Genomic DNA, 21,916 nt, shown 5'->3' with positions numbered 1-21,916 from the left:
GAGATGCCAAATATGTTACAACCCACGGGCGGCCAGTGCGTCATCGCTGATCCAAAGTCCGCATAGCGCGATCCTCGCAGGCGCCAAGGGAGGAACCAGCCGCAACGTCGACATGCCCGGCCAATGCCGGGTTCCCCCAGCTTCGACGGCATCCGGTATTGCCCGCCTCGCCGCCGCCATCCGGTCGGAGGATCATGATGACCGCATTGGATAGCTTACGTTCCCTGTCCCCCCAGCAGCGAAACACCGTGATCGCAGCCTATCTGGGCTGGACATTGGACGCTTTCGATTTCTTCATTTTGGTTTTCGTTCTCAAGCATATAGCCGAAGAATTTCACACGGATGTTCCGGCGGTTGCCGTGGCGATCTTTCTTACCCTCGCCATGCGGCCGCTCGGCGCACTGATCTTCGGGCTTGCGGCGGATCGGTTCGGGCGGCGCACCACCCTGATGGTCGACGTGCTGCTTTATTCCGTCTTCGAATTCCTGACCGGCTTTTCGACCGGCTTGACGATGTTTCTCGTCCTGCGTGCGCTTTTCGGCGTCGCCATGGGCGGTGAGTGGGGCGTGGGCGCGTCGCTCGTCATGGAGACGATACCGGAGGACTCCCGTGGTCTAGTGTCGGGTATCCTGCAGGCCGGGTATCCTTCGGGCTATCTGATCGCCTCGATCGTCTTCTTCCTGCTGTTTCCGATCATTGGCTGGCGCGGCATGTTCTTCGTCGGCGCGGTGCCGGCGCTGCTGGTGCTCTATATCAGGCGTAATGTGGAGGAATCTCCGGCCTTCCTTCAGCGGCAGGCCAAGCCGCAACGGCCGTTTCTCACCGTGCTGCGCGAGAATATCCCGCTCTTCCTCTGGGCGGTGCTTTTGATGACCGCGTTCAATTTCTTCAGTCACGGCACCCAGGATCTTTATCCGACCTTCCTCGAAAGCCAGCGGCAATATGATTCCTATACGGTCGGCGCCATCGCCATCGTCTATAATATCGGTGCGATTGTTGGCGGCCTGACCTTCGGCTCTTTGTCGCAGCGCTGGGGCAGGCGGCGGACGATCGTCATCGCGGCGCTGCTGGCCATACCCGTCGCTCCGCTCTGGGTCTGGGGCCACGGGCCAGTCATGCTCGCGATCGGCGCTTTCCTGATGCAGCTGTTCGTGCAGGGCGCCTGGGGCATCGTTCCCGTGCATCTCAACGAGTTGTCGCCGGATGAGGTGCGCGGCACCTTCCCCGGATTTGCCTATCAGCTCGGCAATCTGCTGGCTTCGGGCAATGCCTCGATCCAGGCGGGATTGGCCAAGCAATGGGGCGGCGACTATGCGCTGGCGCTGTTGATCGTCGCCTGCATCGTGGCCGTCGTCGTGGCGTTGTTTGCCGGCTTTGGCTTCGAGAAGAAGGGTGTTCGGTTCGGCGGCAAAGACGCAGGGCAAGCCGATAGTGTCATGCAAACCTGAACCGGTTGTCGTCATTCCATCTCAAGGGCCGGCGATCCTTACCGGCCCTTCTTCACTTTCCGCAGATTTCCGAGATCTTGGCCTGGGCAAAGCCGCGGGCAAGTTCCTGCAGGCCTCCGACCGAGGATATCAGCTCCCCGATCGGGCCATTGATGCCGAGATGCAGGTCGGTGATGTGGCATGCGCCGACATCGACGGTCATGGAGGCATCGAGCTCTCCTTTGATCGTCGTCTTCAGTACGCCATGCGATTTGCAGGCCATCTCTGCGTGGGCATTGATCTGGACGCCACCGTTCGGACCGTCGCAGACATCGAGCGATTTCACCTCGAACTTGTCCTTATGATCGACGCCGGGCAGTTTCTTGCAGGGATCGGCCTCATTCACGGACTTCTCGATCTCGGGGCCAAATTTGCTCTGCAGCAGCGACCAGCAAGAACCGGGCGCAGCTTGTGCCGGCATAGCCGCCATCGGAAGCGGAGAGAGCGGCAGCACGATCGCCACCGTCAGCGAAGCCATGCGAAGCGGCAGAAGCGAGACGAGGAACATGGGATATTTCAGGTTCACGACAATCTATCCTCTTAAAAGAAGAAGCAGCAAATCAGGCGTGGCACGCCAACAGTCTTCCATCTCTTCCTTCACCAAGGCAATCCCCGGCTTACTGCTTTACGGGTATCGGCATATTTTCGGCAATTCACTGAGAGCGGTGGCAGATGGCCGGCTAGTCGCGTGGCACCGGTCGGCTTACTCCTCATATCGGAATGGGCTGTCCGCCGGAGCGGTCTTCCTGTTGTGGGTCCTCGCCGCCGTCATAGCCGAGGTGCTTCGCCTTGCGGAACCATTCTGCCGCCTTGCCCGCGTCCGCAGTGACGCCATCGCCGTCGCGGTACATCATGGCGAGATTGTAGGCCGCGCCGGCATAGCGATGTTCCGCCGCCCTTTCGAACCAGTAGACGGCTCGATGGCCGTTCTTGGCGACGCCTTCGCCATCGCGGAACATGACGCCGAGATTGTATTCGGCCTCGACATCGTTCTGCGATGCAGCCTTCAGGAACCATGCGATCGCCTCGGCCTGATCCTGCTTGATCCCGTCGCCATCAGCATACATGGCTCCGATATTGAACTGCGCGCTGGCATCGCCTTGGTCGGCCGCCTTCTTGAACCAGGAAAAGGCGGCAGCGCTGTCCTTGGCGACGCCTTCGCCGTCGCGATACATAATGCCGAGATTGTATTGCGCCTCGACTTTTCCCTGTTCGGCGGCCTTGCTGTACCAGGCAAACGCCTGCAGCTTGTCCTGTGCTACGCCTTGGCCCGTGTCGTAGACGACGCCGAGATTATATTGGGCATTGAGGTATCCTTGTGCCGCAGACTTCTTGTACCAGGCAATGGCCTGGCCCTTGTCGGCGGCAACGCCTTCGCCCTGATCGTACATGGTGCCGACATTGAATTGCGCTTCGGCATTGCCCTGATCGGCGGCCTTCTTGTACCATCCGAGGGCGAGCGTCAGGTTCTTTTCGACGCCATTGCCCTCCTCATACATTTGTCCGAGTTTCAGCTGTGCGGCGGCATTGCCCTTGTTCGCCAGGGGGCGCCAGTAATCCAGGCCCGATTTGATATCGCCGCGATCGTAGCCGTTTCGTCCGACATCGGCTTGTGCGGCTCCCATGGACGCCAGTGCGAAGAGCAAAGCTGCTGCCGCCTTCTTCCAGTTCACAATCTACCCCTCAGTCGAAATCCGTTGAATTAATATGCTGAGCGCTTCGCAACCGCTAGGGCACGAGCACCATCAGCAAATGAAATAAGAGCCAGCCCGTGCTGACACCCGTGCCTTTTTTGCTGGCGGCCCCTTGTCCCAGCGGTCCGAGATCCTTGATCGGGCCCTCGCCATTGGCTTCCATATAGCTGAGTCCGTGCTGCGCTTCCGGCAATCCTTTGGCCGCTGCCTTGTTGAACCAGTCGGCAGCGGTCTTGGAGTCCTTTGGCACGCCATAGCCGTTATAATACAGATATCCAAGACCGTATTCCGCCCGAGCATCGCCCTGATCGGCTGCTTTGCGAAGCAGAGCGGCCGTTTGGCCATAGTCCTTGGGAACACCCGCGCCCTGATAATAAAGGTAGGCGAGGGCATATTCGCCCTGTGAATTGTTCTGCTCGGCCGCCTTGCGGTACCAGCTGGCGGCGGCCGATTTGTCAGCCGTCGTCCCCTGACCGTTTTCATACATGTAGCCGAGTGCGTATTGCGCATCGGCGTGACCCTGGCTTGCCGCCTTCTGGTACCAGTCAAAGGCTTCGCCATAGTCCCTGCCAACGCCGCGGCCGCCGGCATACATGTAGGCGAGGGCATATTGACCCTGTGCGTCGCCTTGTTCGGCGGCCTTGCGATACCATCTCACCGCGCTGTCATCGTCAGTCTTCACGCCCTGGCCGTTGGCGTAGAGGTAGCCGATAGCATATTGCGCATCGGGGCGGCCCTGATCGGCAGCTTTGCGATACCATTGCAGCGCCTGCCTGTAGTCTCGGGCGACGCCTATCCCGTTTGCAAGACTGTAACCAACGGCGTATTGGGCGTCGGCGCGGCCTTTTATCGCCGCCTTCATATACCAGGAATAGGCTTCGGCATCGTTCCGTGTGACACCCTTGCCGTTGGCATAGGCATAGCCGACTGCATACAGACCCTGCGCAACTCCTCGATTGCCGGCCTTTTTGTACCAGGCGACAGCCTGTTCCTGGTCTTCTTCGGCGCCTTGACCGTTGTCGTACATGTAGCCGATTGCGTATTCGGCGTCGGCCCGACCTTGCTCAGCCGCCTTGCGATACCAGCCGAGTGCGATCGCCTCGTCCTGATGCACGCCGAGACCATTGGCATACATGTAGCCGAGCGCATATTGCGCCTGCGCCTGTCCCTGGGCGGCGGATTTCTGATACCAGGTGACGGCGTCTTCATCACTGACGGCCATGCCGCGGCCATTGGCATAGGAATAGCCGATGGCATATTGGGCATCGGCATTGCCGGCCTGTGCCGCCTTCAAATACCAGTCGTTTGCCTGTTTCAGATCGGTGTCGACGCCGCGGCCGCTGGCATACATGTAGGCGAGTGCATATAGGGCCTGCGCATTGCCCTGCTCAGCCGATTTCCGATACCAATCGACGGCCTGAGCGTCATCCTGTTCCACGCCCTGACCGTTGGCGTAGCGATAGCCGAGACCATATTGAGCGGCCGAATTGCCCTGTTTTGCGAATTCCACCCAGTATTTCAGGTCGATCGTCGTATTGGCGGGTCCTGGGGCTGGGTCCTCGGCATGAGCAAGCCAGGGCAGCGAAAGAGCGAGCGCCAATCCCAATGCATAGCTCTTTGTCCTCAAGGCTTCAGTCTCCACCTGCGTCCCAGACCGTAATCGATCTGAACAATATGGCGATGTCTTGGTCAAGGATCGCAGAAACCCAAATGGCGGTGGATTTAATGCCCGCTGGCGGATGCGATCGCTATACCGGAAGTACGTCGTAGAGGCGGAAGATCCATGTGATCTGATAGATCAGCCCGACGATCACGAATGCCGCCTGGAAGCGCCGGTTCGCGGTGATCGAGGCGATGATGCAAAGGATGACATAGACGACATTGCGTATTGGATATTCCCAGCCGAGCGACCGGAAATAGGCTTCCCCCTTCAACAATGTGTCGATGAGGTCGACGGCGTAGGTGACGGCGAGCAGGCCGAAGAACCAATGGCGGCGGGAGATGAAATATTCCTCGAAGCCGCCATAATCCTCGACCGACGGCGGATTGAGCAATACGCAGAGGAAATAGAAGAGGCAGCAGAAGCAGATGAGAAAGAGGTAGACGCCGAAATTGATCTGCGCAACCGATTGTAGCCGGTACTCCCACCACCAGAAATGGATGATGAACAGGAACATGGACAATACCCAGCCGATATGGACGGGGTAGATCTTGTTCTTGCCCGGCGCCTGTACGAAACCGGCAAGCCGAGTCAGAAGCTGAGCCAGCGAAAGGCCGATCACCATGCTCATGACCGTCCTGATATAGACGTAGACTTCCGGTGTGTGCGCGGAATCCATCGCGTCAGCTCTCCTCCGGTACGGCCTTCGGCAAGCCGTTTTCATCGAGCGCGACCATGATGAAGGTCGCAGCCGTCACTTTCTCCAGGCTGTTATAACGGGCGCGGTGCGCCCATGCTTCGACGCTCAGGGTGATCGAGGTGCGGCCGACGCGTTCGACATCGGTGAAGACGCTCAGCGTGTCGCCGATCTTGACCGGTAGTTCGAAGGCCATCTCCTTGACCGCGGCCGTGACCACGCGCCCGCGCGCCCGCTCGGCGGCGCGGATGCCGCTTGCCAAGTCCATCTGTGCCATGACCCAGCCGCCAAAGATATCGCCGGCAGGATTGGCGTCGGCGGGCATGGCAAGCGTGCGCAATGTCAGTTCGCCTCTCGGTTTGACGCTGTCATTCATTCATCTGCTCCTGTTCACGGTCGATTCCGACAAGCAGCCTATGCAATCCGGCCGCGATGGAAAAGCCATACCCGCATTTCCATGGGGGACTCCTGTGGGTGTTTTGCCTCAAGCCACTATGCGGTGACGTGGTGCCTGTGTGAAACACCGAGATCACCCTGCGGTAAGCTTTCGTTCACCCTTCCCATTTAGGATTTGTAATCATTACCGACCGTGGCTGGGGCAGCGGATCAGGATTATGGCCATTTTACCCATTCTACGGCGGGTCGCGCTGCCATTGCTATTGTCGTCGGCGCTGGTCGCCTGTACGGCCGACAGCCTCGTGCCGCCGTCCGGCATCGACAGCTCCTCGCGTGTCGGATCCATCAAGCCGCATCGCAGTGTGCCGCAACGCCAATTTGCTTATCAAGGGGTACAAGATCCCGTCGTTTCCGCATCGAGCAGTTACAAGAGCGGCGGTCCCGTTCGTTCCAACGGCACTGGCGAGGCTGTGACCACCACGGATGTCGAAGCCGGCTTAGCACAGCAGTCGGATATCCCCTCTCAGGGCGTCAATATGGATGCCGAGCTTGGCGTCGGGCCGAGCGAAGAGGCGCAATCCGCCTCGGTGGTGGGATTGGCGCAGGAAGAGCAGCAGAACATTGCGGAAGGTCAGTCCGACCAGCCCGTGGTCGATGGCATCGGCACCGATGCGCCGGTACAGACCAACCGGTCGATTATTCAGCGACCGGCGGCGCAGGTCGAACTCAACCAGTCGCGGATACCGAGGCAGCTGCCGGGAACGCAGGTTGCGATGCTGCCGCGTGTCGAAAATCCGATACCGCGCCTCGATCAGCAGTTCGAAGCGCCGCAATCGACGCCGGGCATGATGCCGCCTTCTGAAATCGCCTGCCGTCGGGAATTGCAGCGCATGGGCGTGGTTTATACCGACAAGCCCGCGATCTCGAACGGTCCGGCATGTCAGGTTCCCTATCCGGTTTCGCTCAGCGGTCTCTCAGGCAATATCGCGGTGCGGCCCGCCGTCACGTTGAATTGCCAGGTGACGCTCGCCTTCGCAAAATGGGTGAAGAACGAACTGGCCCCGGCGGCGCGCACCCGCTACTGGACGGGTATCGGCACGATCGTACCGCTTGGCGGCTATTCCTGCCGGCGGATGAACAATAGCCGGCAACGCTATAATCCTATGTCGGAACATGCGCATGGCAACGCGATCGATGTCGGTACCTTCGTCCTGAAGAATGGCCATGTGATCGACGTGCGGAAGAAGGGCTTGTTCTCCTTCCGGGAAGGACGGTTGCTCAAGGCGGTGCGCAGCGACAGCTGCCGTTATTTCGATACAGTGCTCGGCCCGGGCAGCAATCCGGAGCACTGGAACCACTTCCATTTCGACCTCAGGGACCGTCAAGGCGGCCGGCGCTATTGCAGCCTTTGATTGGCCCTTTGCCGGAGCAGCATCCACCCTTGCCAAACGGGAAAGCTGATTTACCTTTCGGCGGAATCGCGCTCAACTGCGCGAGCTAAATGGCAGGGAGGGGTTCATGGAAGACGTACCGAGACGAAAGAGAAGCCTGGGAAGGGCGCTCCTTGCCGCACTGATTGCCATCATTATCGTCATCGGCGGCCGCTGGTATGCTTATGTCGCCTATGCCGATGATCCCTTCGATGAAGTCGGCATCGGTCTCAACTCCATGATGCCTGGACCCATTCGCGACAAGGGTTGCGCGATGCTGAAAGCCCGCTTCGAACACAAGACGCTGCCGCCGGCGGGCTGCGGCGTAAACGGCAATTGGTAAGTTCTTCCCGATCGTAAGCTGGCAAAAAAGAAAAAAGCCGGCGGAGCCGGCTTGAGCGGAGCATGGCAACGACGGGGGATCCTTGCCAGCTCCAGAAAAGAACTTCATGTTGCAATGATGCTGCACGCAATATGAATGCAAAGCAATAAATCGGCCAATACAGCAGGCGCTGACGGTGTCGCCAAGAGGCGTTGGGCGGAGTTGCGACAAACGTTGCTCACCTAAGGAGCTATATGCCCGACGAAGGTCACGATTTGATGACAGCTTATTTACCCTGGGCGAACGCTGTGTTCCGCTACCGTGGGGTGGTCAAAGGTTAGAACCGGTTATATAGCGGGCAAACGCCGCGAAATTCATCACAAAAGCCGGACTTTGCCTCGCTATGGCTCCGATCATTTCCATAAGTAATCTGACCAAAACCTACTCCAACGGGTTTCAGGCGCTGAAAGGTGTCAGTCTCGATATCGAGCGAGGGGAAATCCTGGCGCTGCTGGGGCCGAACGGTGCCGGCAAGACAACACTGATTTCCATCGTCTGCGGGATTGCCAACCCGAGCGGTGGGTCTGTGACCGTCGGCGGTTATGACGTCGTGCGCGATTTTCGCGCTACGCGCAGCCTGATCGGCCTTGTGCCGCAGGAATTGACGACCGATCAGTTCGAAACCGTCTGGAATACAGTCAGCTTTTCGCGCGGGCTTCACGGCAAAAGGCCGAACCCCGAATATATCGAGAAGATATTGCGCGATCTTTCGCTCTGGGAGAAGAAAGACAACATGCTTCGCCAGCTTTCCGGCGGCATGAAGCGACGCGTGCTCATTGCCAAGGCGCTCTCGCATGAACCGGAGATCCTGTTTCTCGACGAGCCCACGGCCGGTGTCGACGTGACGCTGCGCAAGGACATGTGGCATGTGGTCGAGCGCCTGCGCGCGTCCGGCGTCACGATCATTCTCACAACGCATTACATCGAAGAGGCCGAAGAAGCGGCCGATCGCGTTGGCGTCATCAATGGTGGCGAGCTGCTGCTGGTGGAGGAGAAGAGGGCGCTCATGGCCAAGCTCGGCCGCAAGCAGCTGATCCTCGATTTGAACGAGCCGATCGACGCCATACCGGAGTCTCTCAACGGGAACGGGCTTTCGCTAGGCCCGAGCGGACTGACGCTGATCTATGATTTCGACGCCCAGGACGAGCAGTCGAGCATTGCGGCTCTGCTGTCGAAACTCGGTGCCGAGGGAATTCATTTCAAGGACCTCTCGACGCGCCAGAGCTCGCTCGAGGATATTTTCGTATCGCTGGTGGAGGCAGGTAAATGAACTTCGAAGCGATCAAGTCCATCTATTCGTTCGAAATGGCCCGCACGCGCCGCACTCTGCTGCAGAGCGTCGTTTCGCCTGTGATTTCCACATCGCTCTATTTCATCGTCTTCGGTGCCGCGATCGGTTCGCGCATCAACCTGGTCGAGGGCGTTTCCTATGGGGCGTTCATCACGCCCGGCCTGATCATGCTGACCTTGCTCGGCCAGTGCATCAGCAACGGCTCCTTCGGTATCTATTTCCCGAAATTCACCGGTACGATCTACGAGGTGCTGTCGGCGCCTGTCGCCATGACGGAAATCGTGCTCGGCTATGTCGGTGCGGCTGCCACCAAGGGGATGCTAATCGGCCTGATCATCCTCGCGACCGCGAGTTTCTTCGTCGATATCAGGATCGAGCATCCTTTCATGATGATCCTGTTCTTCGTGCTGACGGCCGTCACCTTCAGCCTGTTCGGTTTCATGATCGGCATATGGGCCGGGAATTTCGAGCAGCTGAACCTGATCCCGATGCTGGTCGTGCCGCCGCTGACCTTCCTTGGCGGCAGCTTCTATTCGATCAACATGCTGCCGCCGTTCTGGCAGGCGGTCAGCCACCTCAATCCGGTCCTCTATCTGGTCAGCGGCTTCCGCTGGAGCTTCTATGGCATTGCCGACGTCAATCCGGTGCTGAGCCTTGCCATGATCACACTCTTCCTTGTCGTCTGTCTGATCATCCTTGGATGGATTTTCCGGACGGGATATCGCTTGAGAAATTGATGGCGATGCCAGGCTGGCGGGCTTAAGAAGGCCTGCGGCTTTTGCAGCCGCAATAAAATAGTCCAGGAAAGCATTCAATGTCGCAGGCTCATCTCAATCCTTCGCTGCCTCAGGCGCTTTCCCGGCTCGATCAACTGACCAATTGGGAGCGCAAGCCGCGTGGAGAGATGCGGGTCGGTCTCGAGCCGATGGTCGATCTCATGCAGCGCTTGGGCAACCCGCATCGGAGCTTCCGCGCCATCCACGTCGCCGGCACCAAGGGTAAGGGATCGGTATCGGCGCTCCTCGAGGCTGGATTGCTGCGGGCTGGCTGGCGGATCGGACGCTATGGGTCGCCACATGTGGACCGCGTGAACGAGCGTGTCAGCATTCTCGGCCAGGAGGTCGAGGACGATGCACTGGCAACCGCGATTATGCTGGTTCTCGACAGCTATGAGAGTGCGAAGCTGGCGGCAACCGCCGGCGAGGACGCCACCTGGTTCGACGTGATAACGGCGGCCGCTTTCGTCGCCTTCAGGGACGCCGGTTTGAACTGGGTCGTGGTCGAGGTCGGGCTGGGCGGCAGGCTGGATTCGACGAATGTTGTCTTCGGCGAAGTCGCGATCGTCACGAATATCGGCCTTGAGCACACGGAGATTCTGGGAAGCACGCGCGAGGCGATCGCGCGGGAGAAAGTCGGCATATTGAAGCCCGGTGCGACGCTTGTGACGACGCTTGCCGCCGACGATGTCGCAGGACAGGTGTTGCAGCAGCGCGCCGATGAGCTGGGCTGCAAGGTGCTTCGGACCGTTCTTCCTGAGGACGCAACGATTGCGGAGACGAATATCGCTCTGGTCGGAGTGGTGTTCGATCATCTGGGGCGGCAGGGTGAGAGTGTGCGAGAGGGAGGCGAAAAGGGTCAGCCGATCGGTGCATGGTTGCTCGAAAAAGCTGTTATCGACAAGGCGCGTCTGCCGGGGCGGATGGAGCGTTTCGACGTCTCTCTGTCGCCTGCATTGGCAAAGGGGCGGCAAAGCCTGCCGATCATCATGGATGGTGCACATGTGCCGTTCAATATCGAGGCTGTGTTGCGCGATATTACGCGCTCTTCCTCGGTCAGCGGCGAATGTGTTGCCATCGTCGCACTGGCATCCGACAAGGATGCGCCCGGCTTTCTGGACGTGTTATCGCGATACGCGGCGTATGTTGTCTTTACGGAAGCGTCCGGATCGGGGCGTACCCATCCAGCAATCGAGCTGGAAGCGTTGGGGAAGTCCATGGGTATGAATTGCGAAGCCGAGCCGGACCCGCGCAGGGCGCTGGATCGGGCGATGGTGAAAGCCGCCGAGCGCGGCGGCTGGATGCTTGTTACCGGTTCGCTCTATCTCGTCGGCGCGCTGCGTAGCACCGTCCTCAGAAATCCCCAATGACGACGGACATAGAGATCAGGCCCGCGCTCGCCGGTGATGTTGCTGACATCGCCAGGCTGCATCGCGCGATCTGGTGCGATACCTATCGCGATCTGGCGCCTGCCGAAGTCTATCGGGTCCTTGATGAAGATTACCGTCGCGCGCGATGGGCCGATATGCTGGCCACTCCGCGTCGGGATCAGCGTGTGTTCCTGGCTGAACAAGGTGCGCGACTTGTCGGCATCGGCGCGATTGCAGCTGCGTCCGAGCCAGCATTCGAGGGGCGCGGTGAGATAAAATCGCTCTATATCGATCCCTCCGTCAAGCGTCAGGGACTTGGCCGCCGGCTCATGCGGACAATGATGGAAGAGTTTGCTGCTATGGGATATTCGGGCGCCGCGCTTGGCGTTGTCGTCGGCAACGGGCCGGCAATCTCTTTCTACCGTGCGCTTGGGGGGCAATTGATCGGTCGTTACACCGATCCGGGACCTATCTGGCGCTCCGACAATCTCATTTTCGCATGGGACGATCTGTCTCTGCTAAGCTAAACGTCCCATGCAAGCGCTGAACGTGATTGCCTTTTCACGCCAGGGCCTTCCTGCGTGGTGCGATGGTCATGGCCATGACACCTGCCACGACACAGACAAGACCGATGGCTGCCGTCGGGGATAGAGGCTCGCCGAGAAAGATAACGCCGATGCCAACGCCGATCGGGACGCGAAGATAGGCCTGCGCCGTCGTGCCGACCGAGCCCAGGGTCTGGATAAGTCGGAAATAGATGCTGAAGGCGAGCGCCGTGGAGACGACCGACAGGCCGACCAGTGCCAGGATCGAGGCTGTCGATGGCGCAATCTGCCAGGGATGTTCGACAATCAGGCTCGCGGGGATCAGGAGGGCGGCACCGCAAAGCAACGAGCCGGCTGCCGGCATCATCGGGTCCAGTCCCTTGAAATTGCGGCCGAACAAGGCAGCACAGGCATAGCAGATCGATGCCGCGACAACGGAAAGCTGCGGCAGCAATTGGCGGCCCATGCCATGTAGCGCATCGAGGCCGATGATCAGGCAGATGCCCGCCATGCCGGCAATCACGCCAAATAGCTTGCGTCCCGTCAACGGCTCGCTGCGTAGCAGGAAAGCGGAAATCAGGAAGGCGAAAATCGGTGTCGTGGAATTCAATATGGTCGCCAGACCGGCATCGACGGTCTGTTCCGCCCAGGCGATCAACGTGAAGGGAATGGCGCTGTTGAGGCAGGACTGAATGAGGAAACGCTTCCATGTGGCGGCGTCTCTTGGCAGGCTCAGCCCGCGCCAGCGTATGATGGCGAGCAGGACAAGACCGGCGATCAGGGTTCGCGCAGCAATCAGCGTGATCGGCGGAATGGTTGCCACGCCAATGCGGATGAAGGTGTAAGAGGCGCCCCAGCAGGTCGCGAGTGCAAGAAGAAGCAGCAGTTCGGTCGTCAGGTTCGGTCTTGCCGGCGTCATCGTTTTTCACTCTTATAAGGTTTGGACATGCCATCTTTTAGAGTGAAGAGGTCGGCGAATGCTTCGCTCCCAACCGAACTATCACATGCGGTGGTTCATTAGTCTCGCAGCCGAAGCTCGTCCGTCTGCATCTGCATGGACCCCAGGGTTTCGAGAAAGCTCATGCCGAGCAGGCTCTGATCGAGCCTGCCCGCTTCGGCCACGCTCGCTTGGACATCCCTGCGCTTGATCGGGCCGATTGCTACGGAGCCGAGTTCTACGGGAGCCGCTCTGGCGCGGCCGTTGGCGGTCAGTACCGTCTGCGAATAGGTGAGGTTTTCCGGAATGATACCAACGCGCTCGGCGTCTTCCTGCGACAGGGCGATGGTGCTGGCGCCGGTGTCGATCAGCATGTCGATCGGTTGGCCGTTGATGATGACCTTCGCTTCGAAATGCCCGTTCGAACGCTTGTGTAGGATGACTTCCTGACCGCCTTCGCTCGTCGTGACGACGACTGCATGGCCGGGCATCAGGCCGGCGAAGAGGCGGTTGCCGACCTGTTCTGCATCGCGGCGATAGATGTAGGCGGTCGCAAGCGCCATGATGATGACGAACCAGATGAGAAGATTACGGATCGACTGGCTGACCGTATGCCGGCTAGCCCAGACCGCGGCGCTCATCATCAGGGCGATCGGCACGAGATAGACGACACGCGCGAAGTCGTCATTGCGCATGCCGAAGGTGGAGCCGGTATTATTGTTGAAGACGAGCAGTGCGAGGCCGATGCCGAGAATGACGAGAACGATGTTCAGGCGGTTCATACGGCGCTGCGCTCCCGTGCCATCCTTTGGCGGCGGGTCTCCCGGCGGGGCTTGCGCTCGACCTTGGTCAGGCGCTCCGGAAGCATTTCCATGATCTGACGGCGTTCGTCATCGCTATAGTTCATCCACGCGCCGATTTCAGCGGATGTGCGGCCGCACCCGAAGCAATAGCCGGTGTTCTGATCGATGGAGCAGACGAGGATGCAGGGTGTCAGCATGGGATCATATATCGATGCTTCAAACGCACATGGCAAGGGTGCAGAGCGACGCGATCTCGCAAATCTGCTGGGTCGCGCCGATCGTATCGCCCGTATGGCCAGTCAATTTCTGACGGATATATCGCGTGGCCAGAAATGCCGCGGCGCTTGTCGCAAGAAGGCAGCCAACCAGCGCCGGAACGCCCATGGCAGGACCGACGAGCAGTACCGCAAGGCCAAGTGTCGCAAGCAGCGCCAGCTGCATGGCGTCGCCATCCGGCTTGCCCGCTGATGCCGCGATCCCATCTGGTTTAGCTGGTGGCAGGGCGTACCAATGCCAGACCATGGCACCGCGGCTCAAGGTGGCCGCGGCGAGGATTGCGACTGCGGCGTCCTCAGGCGGGAGATGCCGGGCGATGGCGGCAAGTGCTGCCGCCCGCAATCCGAAGGACAGTATCAACGCTGCCGCCCCGTACGTTCCGATACGGCTATCCTTCATGATTTCGAGTGCGCGCTCGCGGTCCTTACCGCCACCCAATCCGTCTGTCGTGTCGCTGAGCCCATCTTCATGAAGGGCGCCGGTCAGGAGCGTGTGCACGGCAAGCGCCAGCAATACGGCCATCAACGGATCGGCGTTGAGGGCAAGCAGCACGCTGAAGGTCAGTGCAGAGGGCAGGGCGATCAGCAGGCCGGCGACAGGAAAAGCGCGTGAAACACGCGAGAGCTTGCCGTCATCGCCTTCGAAGAAGGACGACGGCACGGGAATACGGCTCAAGAAAGCGACGGAGCGCGCGATGTCACGCATATATTCCCGCATTTCTTCCTCTCCCCGCCATACGCGCGACAGCATCGGGCGCTTTTGGAGTTGTTCACGCCGATTCCCAGGACTAATAGAGTCGCACGCAAAGAACCCGATTTGAGACTAAAAGACAAGGAACGCATTCATGAGCGTCAGCGGCCTCCCATTCGACGATTTCCGCGCATTGCTGCGCGACCTTCCAGGCCCGGATGCCCGGGCGCTTGTGACCGCGCGCGAACGTGATGCACAGCTCACCAAGCCGCCGGGCGCGCTTGGAAGACTAGAGGAAATCGCTTTCTGGCTGGCGGCCTGGACCGGTCGTCCGCCGGCCGTGACCCGGCCTCTGGTGGCGATCTTTGCCGGAAATCACGGTGTCACCAAGCAGGGGATCACCCCGTTTCCGCCTTCTGTCACGCAGCAGATGGTGGAAAATTTCGCGGCCGGCGGTGCAGCCATCAACCAGATCTGCGTTGCCTACGATCTCGGCCTCAAGGTCTTCGATCTCGCGCTCGAGTTCCCGACCGGGGATATCACCGAAGAACCGGCATTGAGCGAACGCGACTGCGCGGCCACCATGGCCTTCGGCATGGAGGCGATTGCCGGCGGTACAGATCTGCTCTGCATTGGCGAGATGGGCATCGGCAATACCACGATCGCCGCGGCCATTCATTACGCGCTCTATGGCGGCAAGGCCGAAGACTGGGTTGGCCCAGGCACCGGCTCGGAAGGTGAGATGCTGAAGCGCAAGATCGCTGCCGTCGAGAAGGCGGTCGCGCTTCATCGCGATCATCTCAACGATCCGCTGGAAATCCTGCGCCGCCTTGGCGGCCGCGAGATCGCCGCCATGGCCGGCGCCATCCTCGCCGCGCGCATGGAGCGTATCCCTGTTATCATCGACGGCTATGTCGCGACGGCCGCTGCCTCTGTTCTCAAGGCTGCCAATCCCTCTGCTCTCGATCATTGCCTGATCGGGCATGTCTCGGCCGAGCCGGGTCATCTCCGTTCGATCGAAAAGCTCGGCAAGACGCCGCTTCTGGCGCTCGGCATGCGGCTTGGTGAAGGTACGGGGGCGGCATTGGCCGCGGGTATCGTCAAGGCTGCGGCAGCCTGCCATTCGGGCATGGCGACGTTCGAAAGCGCCGGGGTTACGAACAAGCACTGAAAAACCGAGCGACGAAACGTTGAAATAAACGTTTCGTCGCTCAATTTCCTGTAGATGATCGGTTTTCCGTCATAAAACTGCAATGAATTTCGAGGCGACGAGAGCTGTTGCCTTGCTTCGCCCACGGTGAGGCGGTATTCGCAAGGTATCCAGATTGCAACCGGGACAATACGGGCGGAGCGCGAATGGCTGAGTTTTCAAAATCAGCGGTCAATAAGGAGACCGGGATTCGGCACTTTTTCGCCGCTGCCGGCTATTCCTGGGGCGGATTTCAGCGGCTGTTGCAGGAATCGGCCTTTCGCCAGGAACTCCTTTTTGCCGGAGTGGGACTGATCTTATTGATTGCCGTCGGCGCGACCATCGGTGAGATCGTCATCGCGATGGTCTTGTTCCTTGCCGTCTTCGCAGTCGAAGCCATGAATACGGCGGTGGAAGAGGTGATCGACCGGATTTCGCCGGAGATTTCCAACGTCGGCAAACACGCCAAGGATCTCGGCTCCTTTGCCGTTCTCTGCATGCTGGTCGCGTCCGGTATCTACATGCTTTATGTCATCGGCAGCCATCTGCTGTTTCGCTAAAGCAATTCCAGGAAAAGTGTGGAGCGGTTTTCCGTCCGGAATTGCGAGACAAAGAGATAGAGCGATTCAGAGATTCCGTGAAAAGCTGAAGCGCTCTAACGAGCGACGTCCGCGCTTTGTTTAAGCAAAGCTCTTCTTGCGCCGTTCGGCGAGCGGGGCATCTTCGACCGCCGGCAGGCTTTGCAGCACGCGCTTGGGCGGTAGGATGGCGATGACTTCCGTGCCTTCCCGCAGCTTGGATTTCAGCATGAACTGACCGTCATGCTTGGCAAGAATGGCCTGTACGATCGGCAGGCCGAGGCCCGTGCCCTGTTCGGCGCTCTTGATGGCGATGGAGCCCTGGCCGAAGGCCGACAGCACAATCGGGATCTCCTCTTCGGGGATGCCCGGACCGTTGTCCTTGATCGCAACATATTCGCCGCCACCGGCGGTCCATCCGACCTTGACGCTGATCTCGCCGCCCTGCGGCGTGAATTTCACCGCATTCGACAGGAGGTTGAGGATCACCTGGCGCATCGATTTCTCATCGGCCCAGACGGAGGGCAGCTGCGCCTCGAATTGCGATGAGATCGAAATGTTCTTGGCGCGGGCACGCAACTGCACCATGCCGATGCAATCCTCGGCAATATCGAGGAGAGAAATCGCTTCTTCGTTCAGCTCGTATTTCCCGGCCTCGATACGAGAGAGGTCGAGGATTTCGTTGATCAGGTTGAGCAGGTGCTGGCCGGATCGATGGATATCACTGGTGTATTCGCGATAGGTCGGATTGTTGAGCGGCCCCATGACCTCGGCGGACATGACCTCGGAAAAGCCAAGGATCGCATTCAGCGGTGTTCTAAGCTCATGCGACATGGAAGCAAGAAAGCGCGATTTGGCGAGGTTTGCTTCTTCGGCACGCCTCCGGGCCTCGTCGGACATCGATTTCGCGACTTCGAGTTCCGCGATCAAATCGTCCTTCTCCGATTGGAAAGAGAGGATCTTCAGGTTCGACTGATACATGCGGTTGGTGATGAAGCTGAAGAATATCACGGCAACCGAAATGGCTGCGGCGAGGGCGATATCGGAAGGCCTTCGCGTCAGGATGGCTGCCACGGTCAGCGCTACGGTCGCCGGTGCGAAGGAAAACGGAACAGCTCGCGGCAGCATGAAGCTGGACATGGCCGCAATGCAGATTGCCGCTAGCAGGGTCGTGCCCTTGTAGAAGGCGAAGCTGTCGCCGCCGCAGGTCGCACAATTTTGCATCGCAAAGAGCGCCCAACAGAAGCCGACGAGCAATTGCCCCAGCAAAAGCAGCTGTCGCCACTTTCTGGCGCTTTCAGCTGACATTTCCTGCTTCTTGGCGCGTCGTCCGATCAGCATGTTGATGGCATGCGCCGTGAGGATCGGAATGGTCCAGAAGAGAATGCCGGCATCACGCGTCAGGTAGACGCCGAGAACGGCAACCACGATGACGAAGATCGGCACGACGGCGGCACTCTGCCGCAAGGTGTCGATATGCATCATCATCAGTTCGCGGTCGAAGTTGCGGCTGTGGCCGCTTTGCAGGCGCTCGCGCGTTTGCCGCACGGCCTTCGACACAGCCCGGTTACGGTGACTGCGCGATCGGTCGACAATGTTTTTATCTGTCGATGTGCTGACGCCGGTGCTCATGGTTACATTGAAACTTAGCCTGCCTGAGGCTACACCCTAGCGTTTAAATCTTAAGAAGATGCTGCGCCGAAATGATTTGTTTGCCATCTTCGCCAAGGATTTGTTCTTAAAGGAGGCAACAACGTGATGCGGTCGGGCCGCCTGTTTCGTGACGGCGTGGTCACTTTCGCGCTGCTTGCCATTCTTGCATTATTCGCGTTGAAGATGAACAATCGACCGGAAATCGTTCAAAATGGAAGCTTTTATGTCATTGACGGCGACACGCTTTCCACCAGTGGCGAGCGCTTGAGATTGAGAGGGATCGATGCTCCCGAATATCGGCAGCGCTGCCAACGCAATGGCGCGGATTGGGCCTGCGGCGAAGAAGCACGCAAGGCGCTTGCCACAATGATTAAGACCGGAGCGCCCGAATGTCGGGGGCGGGAGAGGGATCGCTATGGTCGCCTGTTGGTGACATGCGTCGCTGGCGATGCCGATATCAACGCAGCGATGGTGCGCAACGGCATGGCGGTTTCTTATGGCGGCTACGCAAGCGAGGAGCGGAGCGCACGGCAGGCGAAGGCTGGGCTTTGGGCCAGTGATTTCGAGAGGCCGAGCGACTATCGGCGCGAGGAGCGTATGGCCCATGACAATGATCCGATTGCCGGATGGCTCGGCTATTTGCGCCAGCTTGTCGGGTGGAGCGCCCCATGAAGCAGGAGGGCGAATTGCAAATCCTGCGTTCGGCGATTGCGGCCTGCCGTCTCTGTCGGGACGCACCGGCCAAGGGCGAGGCGGATCGCCTGCCGCATGAGCCGCGTCCGGTTGCGACACTATCATCGACTGCACGGATACTCATCGCAGGGCAGGCGCCAGGATTGCGCGTTCACGAGAGCGGTATGCCGTTCAACGATGCCTCCGGTGATCGTTTGCGTCAGTGGCTCGCCGTAGATCGCGAGAGTTTCTACAATCCGGATCATTTCGCCATAATGGGCATGGGCTTCTGCTTTCCAGGCTATGACAAGACTGGAAGCGATCTGCCGCCGCGCAAGGAGTGCGCACCATTATGGCGGCAACGGGCAATGGATGCGATGCCGCAGATCGAATTGATCCTGACGATCGGTCAATATGCGCAGGCTTGGCATCTCGGAGCGAAGCGCATGGGTTCGATGACCGAGACTGTCGCGCAGTGGCGGCGTTATCTTCTAACCAACCGGTCGCCGTCCGTCCTGCCGTTGCCGCATCCGAGCTGGCGCAACAGCGGCTGGCTGAAACGTAACCCCTGGTTCGAGGCCGAACTGCTTCCCATTTTGCAACAACGTGTGAAAAGCCTGCTTCCTTGAGAAAAAGTTTCTTTTCTGTCGCTAAAAATAAGCTATAGAGAGAATATAATTCGAAGGGATGCTTTAAATGGACCGTCTTGACCGCAAAATCCTGCGCCTGCTGCAGGAGGATTCCACTCTGGCCGTAGCCGATCTTGCCAAGAAGGTCGGTCTCTCGACGACGCCCTGCTGGCGTCGTATTCAGAAGATGGAAGAAGATGGCGTCATTCGCCGCCGCGTGGCCTTGCTCGATCCGGAAAAGGTCAACACGAAGGTCACGGTTTTCGTGTCCATCCGCACCAACAGCCACTCGATCGAATGGCTGAAGCGCTTTTCCGAAGTGATCGCCGATTTCCCGGAAGTGGTCGAATTCTATCGCATGAGCGGTGATGTGGACTATCTGCTGCGTGTCGTCGTCCCGGATATCGCCGCTTACGATGCCTTCTATAAGCGCATGATCGCCAAGATCGAAATCCGCGATGTCTCTTCGGCTTTTGCGATGGAGCAGATCAAGTATTCGACGGAGCTGCCGCTCGATTACATGCTGCTGGAAAATGCCAAGTCCAACGAGGACTGACATAGACTGAGCGCCGCTCTGATGAGGCGCTCAGGAGAAGCCATTGATTTCCCGGCAGCCTTTACTTCTTGTCCAGGCGCGCGAGCAGTGAGGAGGTATCCCAGCGATTGCCTCCCATCGCCTGGACGTCGCCGTAGAACTGGTCGACGAGGGCCGTGAGCGGCAGCTTGGCCTGGTTGCGGCGCGCTTCCTCAAGCACGATGCCGAGATCCTTGCGCATCCAGTCCACTGCAAAGCCGAAATCATATTTGCCTGAATTCATGGTTTTGTGGCGGTTTTCCATCTGCCAGGAACCGGCGGCGCCCTTGGAAATAACCTCCACGACCTTTTCGATATCGAGCCCGGCCTGCTTGCCGAAATGGATGCCTTCGGCGAGTCCCTGGACGATGCCGGCAATGCAGATCTGGTTGATCATCTTGGTCAGCTGTCCCGCGCCGACAGACCCCATCAGCCCGACCATGCGGGCATAGGCGTCGATGACGGGACGAGCCTTCTCGAAGACGGTTTCGTCACCGCCGCACATGACGGTCAGCACGCCGTTTTCCGCGCCTGCCTGTCCGCCGGAAACCGGTGCGTCGATGAAGTCGACGCCTTTTTCCTTGGCGGCTGCGTAGAGTTCGCGAGCGACTTCGGCGCTTGCGGTGGTGTTGTCGATAAGAATCGAACCGGCCTTCATGCTTGAAAGGACGCCGTTTTCACCCGTGGTCACCGAGCGCAGGTCGTCATCGTTACCGACGCAGGTGAAGACGAAATCGGCGCCTGCAGCGGCTTCAGCCGGAGTAGAGGCAAACTTGCCGTCATATTGCTTGGCCCATGCCTCGGCCTTGGCGGTGGTGCGGTTATAGACGGTGACGTCATGCCCGCCCTTGACCTTCAGATGCCCAGCCATGGGATAGCCCATGACGCCCATACCGATGAATGAGACCTTTGCCATTTCATAACTCCGTGACCGAATTTGTTTCGAAGGCTTAGCCGAAAGGCCAGGGAGACGAAAGACCGATTTGTCGGGCAACTTGTCACCATGGTATGTGATTTGAAATCTGATTTCCGTTTTATCCGTTTATTGGAATGGAATTTCGCTACTGTTGCGAATCTTCATAATTTCCTTTGTCGATATAATCTATGGATTTGCGATCTTAGGTCATCGACAACGAGCCGATGGCCGCGGAAGCGCCGAGGCCTCATAAAAAGGGATCTTCGATGATTTCGCGCAGACAGACACTCGGCCTTCTCGGTGCGACGGCGGCAGCTTTCGCTTTACCTTCCGTTCGACAGTCACGTGCGGCCGCAGCGACGACGCTTCGGATCGGCTGGCAGAAGAACAGCGTATTGGCATTGGCAAAGCGTCAAGGGGCGTTGGAAAAGCGGCTTTCCGATCGCGGCATATCCGTCGAATGGTCGGAGTTCACATCCGGCCCGCCGCTGCTGGAAGCTCTTGGCGCCGGTGCTCTCGATTTCGGTGCGACGGGCGATGTGCCGCCGCTGTTTGCGCAGGCTGCCAACGGCAATCTGCTGTACGTCGGCATTTACACCGGCAGCCCCGAAAGCTCCGCCATTCTCGTGCGCAAGGATTCCCCGATCCAGACGCTTGCTGATCTCAAGGGAAAGAAGGTTGCCTTCAAGCGCGGCTCCAGCGCCCACAACGTCGCCGTCAAGGCGCTTCGCAAAGGCGGGCTGACGATCAGCGATATCCAGCCGCTCGATCTCACGCCGCCGGATGCATCCGCTGCGTTCAAGACCGGCGCGATCGATGCCTGGTCGATCTGGGATCCCTATCTCGCCATTGCAGAGGCCGACCCGGATACCCGCATCCTTGCGACTGCGCGGGGCATCGTCGATTCCTTCAGTTATTTCCTGGGTAACGGCGATTTCACCAAAGATAACCCGCAGGTGATTATCGATGTCATCGACGAACTGGCCAAGGTGGGGGCGGCGGCGCAATCGGATTTGGACGGCACCGTTAAGGCCATGTCCGAAATCACCGGTGTGCCGGCCGAGGTGACGCGGGTGGTGCTGACGCGTCCTGGTGCAAATCTTGGCGGTGTCTCTACCATTACAGATGCGGCGATCGCCTATCAGCAGGGGCTGGCTGACGAGTTCTATAATCTTGGCATCGTTCCGAAGAAGCTCAACGTCACGGACATCGTCTGGCGACCAAAGGCGAGCTGACGCTGACAAGACCCACGGATATCGTCTCCGCCCGTA

General features: G+C 59.2%; 24 protein-coding genes. 13 read left to right on the top strand and 11 right to left on the bottom strand.

Annotated elements, in window-relative coordinates:
* Positions 1-197 precede the first annotated feature (197 nt).
* The gene (locus tag AC13RE_RS02860) at positions 198-1,448 is read left to right on the top strand and encodes an MFS transporter (protein ID WP_132717690.1); all 1,251 of its coding nucleotides are present in this window, start codon (positions 198-200) and stop codon (positions 1,446-1,448) included.
* 52 nt (positions 1,449-1,500) lie between these two features.
* On the opposite strand, the gene AC13RE_RS02855 is transcribed toward AC13RE_RS02860, so the two are convergent.
* From AC13RE_RS02855 to AC13RE_RS02835, 5 genes are all read right to left on the bottom strand, one after another.
* Positions 1,501-2,013, bottom strand: coding sequence for a hypothetical protein (locus AC13RE_RS02855; protein WP_488561878.1), 513 nt, complete (start codon positions 2,011-2,013; stop codon positions 1,501-1,503).
* Between the two features lie 184 nt (positions 2,014-2,197).
* Positions 2,198-3,160: an SEL1-like repeat protein gene (locus tag AC13RE_RS02850; protein WP_488561877.1), complete on the bottom strand. Its 963-nt coding sequence runs from the start codon at positions 3,158-3,160 to the stop codon at positions 2,198-2,200.
* Between the two features lie 55 nt (positions 3,161-3,215).
* Positions 3,216-4,808, bottom strand: a complete 1,593-nt coding sequence (locus tag AC13RE_RS02845) for an SEL1-like repeat protein (protein WP_488561876.1) — start codon at positions 4,806-4,808, stop codon at positions 3,216-3,218.
* A gap of 121 nt (positions 4,809-4,929) precedes the next feature.
* Entirely contained in the window at positions 4,930-5,520 is a 591-nt protein-coding gene (locus tag AC13RE_RS02840) for a hypothetical protein (protein ID WP_132716858.1), read from the bottom strand.
* Between the two features lie 4 nt (positions 5,521-5,524).
* On the bottom strand, positions 5,525-5,914 hold the full coding sequence (locus tag AC13RE_RS02835; protein WP_112334649.1) for an acyl-CoA thioesterase: 390 nt from the start codon (positions 5,912-5,914) through the stop codon (positions 5,525-5,527).
* A 238-nt stretch (positions 5,915-6,152) separates the two neighbouring features.
* Here AC13RE_RS02835 and AC13RE_RS02830 point away from each other — a divergent pair, with 238 nt between their 5' ends.
* The 6 genes from AC13RE_RS02830 (at position 6,153) to AC13RE_RS02805 (ending at position 11,710) form a co-directional block, all read left to right on the top strand.
* Positions 6,153-7,346 (top strand): extensin-like domain-containing protein, encoded by a 1,194-nt coding sequence (locus tag AC13RE_RS02830; RefSeq protein ID WP_488561875.1) that lies wholly within the window; start codon positions 6,153-6,155, stop codon positions 7,344-7,346.
* 106 nt (positions 7,347-7,452) lie between these two features.
* Positions 7,453-7,707, top strand: a complete 255-nt coding sequence (locus tag AC13RE_RS02825) for a hypothetical protein (RefSeq protein ID WP_113230666.1) — start codon at positions 7,453-7,455, stop codon at positions 7,705-7,707.
* 382 nt (positions 7,708-8,089) lie between these two features.
* The gene (locus tag AC13RE_RS02820) at positions 8,090-9,016 is read left to right on the top strand and encodes an ABC transporter ATP-binding protein (RefSeq protein WP_488561874.1); all 927 of its coding nucleotides are present in this window, start codon (positions 8,090-8,092) and stop codon (positions 9,014-9,016) included.
* Positions 9,013-9,774 (top strand): ABC transporter permease, encoded by a 762-nt coding sequence (locus AC13RE_RS02815; protein ID WP_132716854.1) that lies wholly within the window; start codon positions 9,013-9,015, stop codon positions 9,772-9,774. The genes AC13RE_RS02820 and AC13RE_RS02815 overlap by 4 nt, the downstream gene beginning before the upstream one ends.
* A gap of 77 nt (positions 9,775-9,851) precedes the next feature.
* Positions 9,852-11,183, top strand: coding sequence for a bifunctional folylpolyglutamate synthase/dihydrofolate synthase (locus AC13RE_RS02810; protein ID WP_488561873.1), 1,332 nt, complete (start codon positions 9,852-9,854; stop codon positions 11,181-11,183).
* The gene (locus tag AC13RE_RS02805; RefSeq protein WP_488561872.1) at positions 11,180-11,710 is read left to right on the top strand and encodes a GNAT family N-acetyltransferase; all 531 of its coding nucleotides are present in this window, start codon (positions 11,180-11,182) and stop codon (positions 11,708-11,710) included. The genes AC13RE_RS02810 and AC13RE_RS02805 overlap by 4 nt, the downstream gene beginning before the upstream one ends.
* Positions 11,711-11,744: 34 nt before the next feature.
* Here AC13RE_RS02805 and AC13RE_RS02800 read toward each other — a convergent pair whose 3' ends face one another.
* The 4 genes from AC13RE_RS02800 to AC13RE_RS02785 form a co-directional block, all read right to left on the bottom strand.
* Positions 11,745-12,647 (bottom strand): DMT family transporter, encoded by a 903-nt coding sequence (locus AC13RE_RS02800; RefSeq protein ID WP_488561871.1) that lies wholly within the window; start codon positions 12,645-12,647, stop codon positions 11,745-11,747.
* Positions 12,648-12,745: 98 nt separating this feature from the next.
* Positions 12,746-13,447, bottom strand: coding sequence for a retropepsin-like aspartic protease family protein (locus AC13RE_RS02795; RefSeq protein WP_488561870.1), 702 nt, complete (start codon positions 13,445-13,447; stop codon positions 12,746-12,748).
* A complete protein-coding gene (locus tag AC13RE_RS02790; protein ID WP_112398367.1) occupies positions 13,444-13,665 on the bottom strand; it encodes a DUF1289 domain-containing protein in 222 nt (73 codons plus the stop codon). The genes AC13RE_RS02795 and AC13RE_RS02790 overlap by 4 nt, the downstream gene beginning before the upstream one ends.
* A gap of 19 nt (positions 13,666-13,684) precedes the next feature.
* Positions 13,685-14,461 (bottom strand): adenosylcobinamide-GDP ribazoletransferase, encoded by a 777-nt coding sequence (locus AC13RE_RS02785; RefSeq protein ID WP_488561869.1) that lies wholly within the window; start codon positions 14,459-14,461, stop codon positions 13,685-13,687.
* A 127-nt stretch (positions 14,462-14,588) separates the two neighbouring features.
* On the opposite strand from AC13RE_RS02785, the gene cobT reads away from it, so the two are divergent.
* Together cobT and AC13RE_RS02775 are read left to right on the top strand one after the other, a co-directional pair.
* Positions 14,589-15,605, top strand: a complete 1,017-nt coding sequence (gene cobT, locus AC13RE_RS02780; RefSeq protein ID WP_488561868.1) for a nicotinate-nucleotide--dimethylbenzimidazole phosphoribosyltransferase — start codon at positions 14,589-14,591, stop codon at positions 15,603-15,605.
* Positions 15,606-15,790: 185 nt separating this feature from the next.
* Entirely contained in the window at positions 15,791-16,183 is a 393-nt protein-coding gene (locus AC13RE_RS02775; RefSeq protein WP_015340155.1) for a diacylglycerol kinase, read from the top strand.
* Positions 16,184-16,303: 120 nt separating this feature from the next.
* Here the strand turns inward: AC13RE_RS02775 and AC13RE_RS02770 are convergent, their stop codons facing one another.
* The gene (locus AC13RE_RS02770; protein ID WP_132716848.1) at positions 16,304-17,833 is read right to left on the bottom strand and encodes a sensor histidine kinase; all 1,530 of its coding nucleotides are present in this window, start codon (positions 17,831-17,833) and stop codon (positions 16,304-16,306) included.
* A gap of 123 nt (positions 17,834-17,956) precedes the next feature.
* Between AC13RE_RS02770 and AC13RE_RS02765 the strand changes: the two genes are divergently transcribed.
* The 3 genes from AC13RE_RS02765 to AC13RE_RS02755 all read left to right on the top strand — a co-directional run bounded on the left by AC13RE_RS02765 (position 17,957) and on the right by AC13RE_RS02755 (position 19,711).
* Entirely contained in the window at positions 17,957-18,526 is a 570-nt protein-coding gene (locus tag AC13RE_RS02765) for a thermonuclease family protein (RefSeq protein WP_488561867.1), read from the top strand.
* Positions 18,523-19,155, top strand: coding sequence for a uracil-DNA glycosylase family protein (locus AC13RE_RS02760; protein WP_488561866.1), 633 nt, complete (start codon positions 18,523-18,525; stop codon positions 19,153-19,155). Before AC13RE_RS02765 ends, AC13RE_RS02760 begins: the two co-directional genes overlap by 4 nt.
* A gap of 67 nt (positions 19,156-19,222) precedes the next feature.
* Entirely contained in the window at positions 19,223-19,711 is a 489-nt protein-coding gene (locus tag AC13RE_RS02755; RefSeq protein WP_069613098.1) for an Lrp/AsnC family transcriptional regulator, read from the top strand.
* A gap of 61 nt (positions 19,712-19,772) precedes the next feature.
* Here the strand turns inward: AC13RE_RS02755 and AC13RE_RS02750 are convergent, their stop codons facing one another.
* On the bottom strand, positions 19,773-20,666 hold the full coding sequence (locus tag AC13RE_RS02750; RefSeq protein ID WP_488562531.1) for an NAD(P)-dependent oxidoreductase: 894 nt from the start codon (positions 20,664-20,666) through the stop codon (positions 19,773-19,775).
* Between the two features lie 245 nt (positions 20,667-20,911).
* On the opposite strand from AC13RE_RS02750, the gene AC13RE_RS02745 reads away from it, so the two are divergent.
* The gene (locus AC13RE_RS02745; protein WP_488561865.1) at positions 20,912-21,880 is read left to right on the top strand and encodes an aliphatic sulfonate ABC transporter substrate-binding protein; all 969 of its coding nucleotides are present in this window, start codon (positions 20,912-20,914) and stop codon (positions 21,878-21,880) included.
* The last annotated feature ends 36 nt before the right edge of the window (positions 21,881-21,916 follow it).

It is taken from the genome of Martinezella sp. CNPSo 3959, assembly GCF_057784355.1.
The sequence above is the reverse complement of the archived record's forward strand: the minus strand, read 5'-3'. Positions and strand labels throughout refer to the sequence as shown.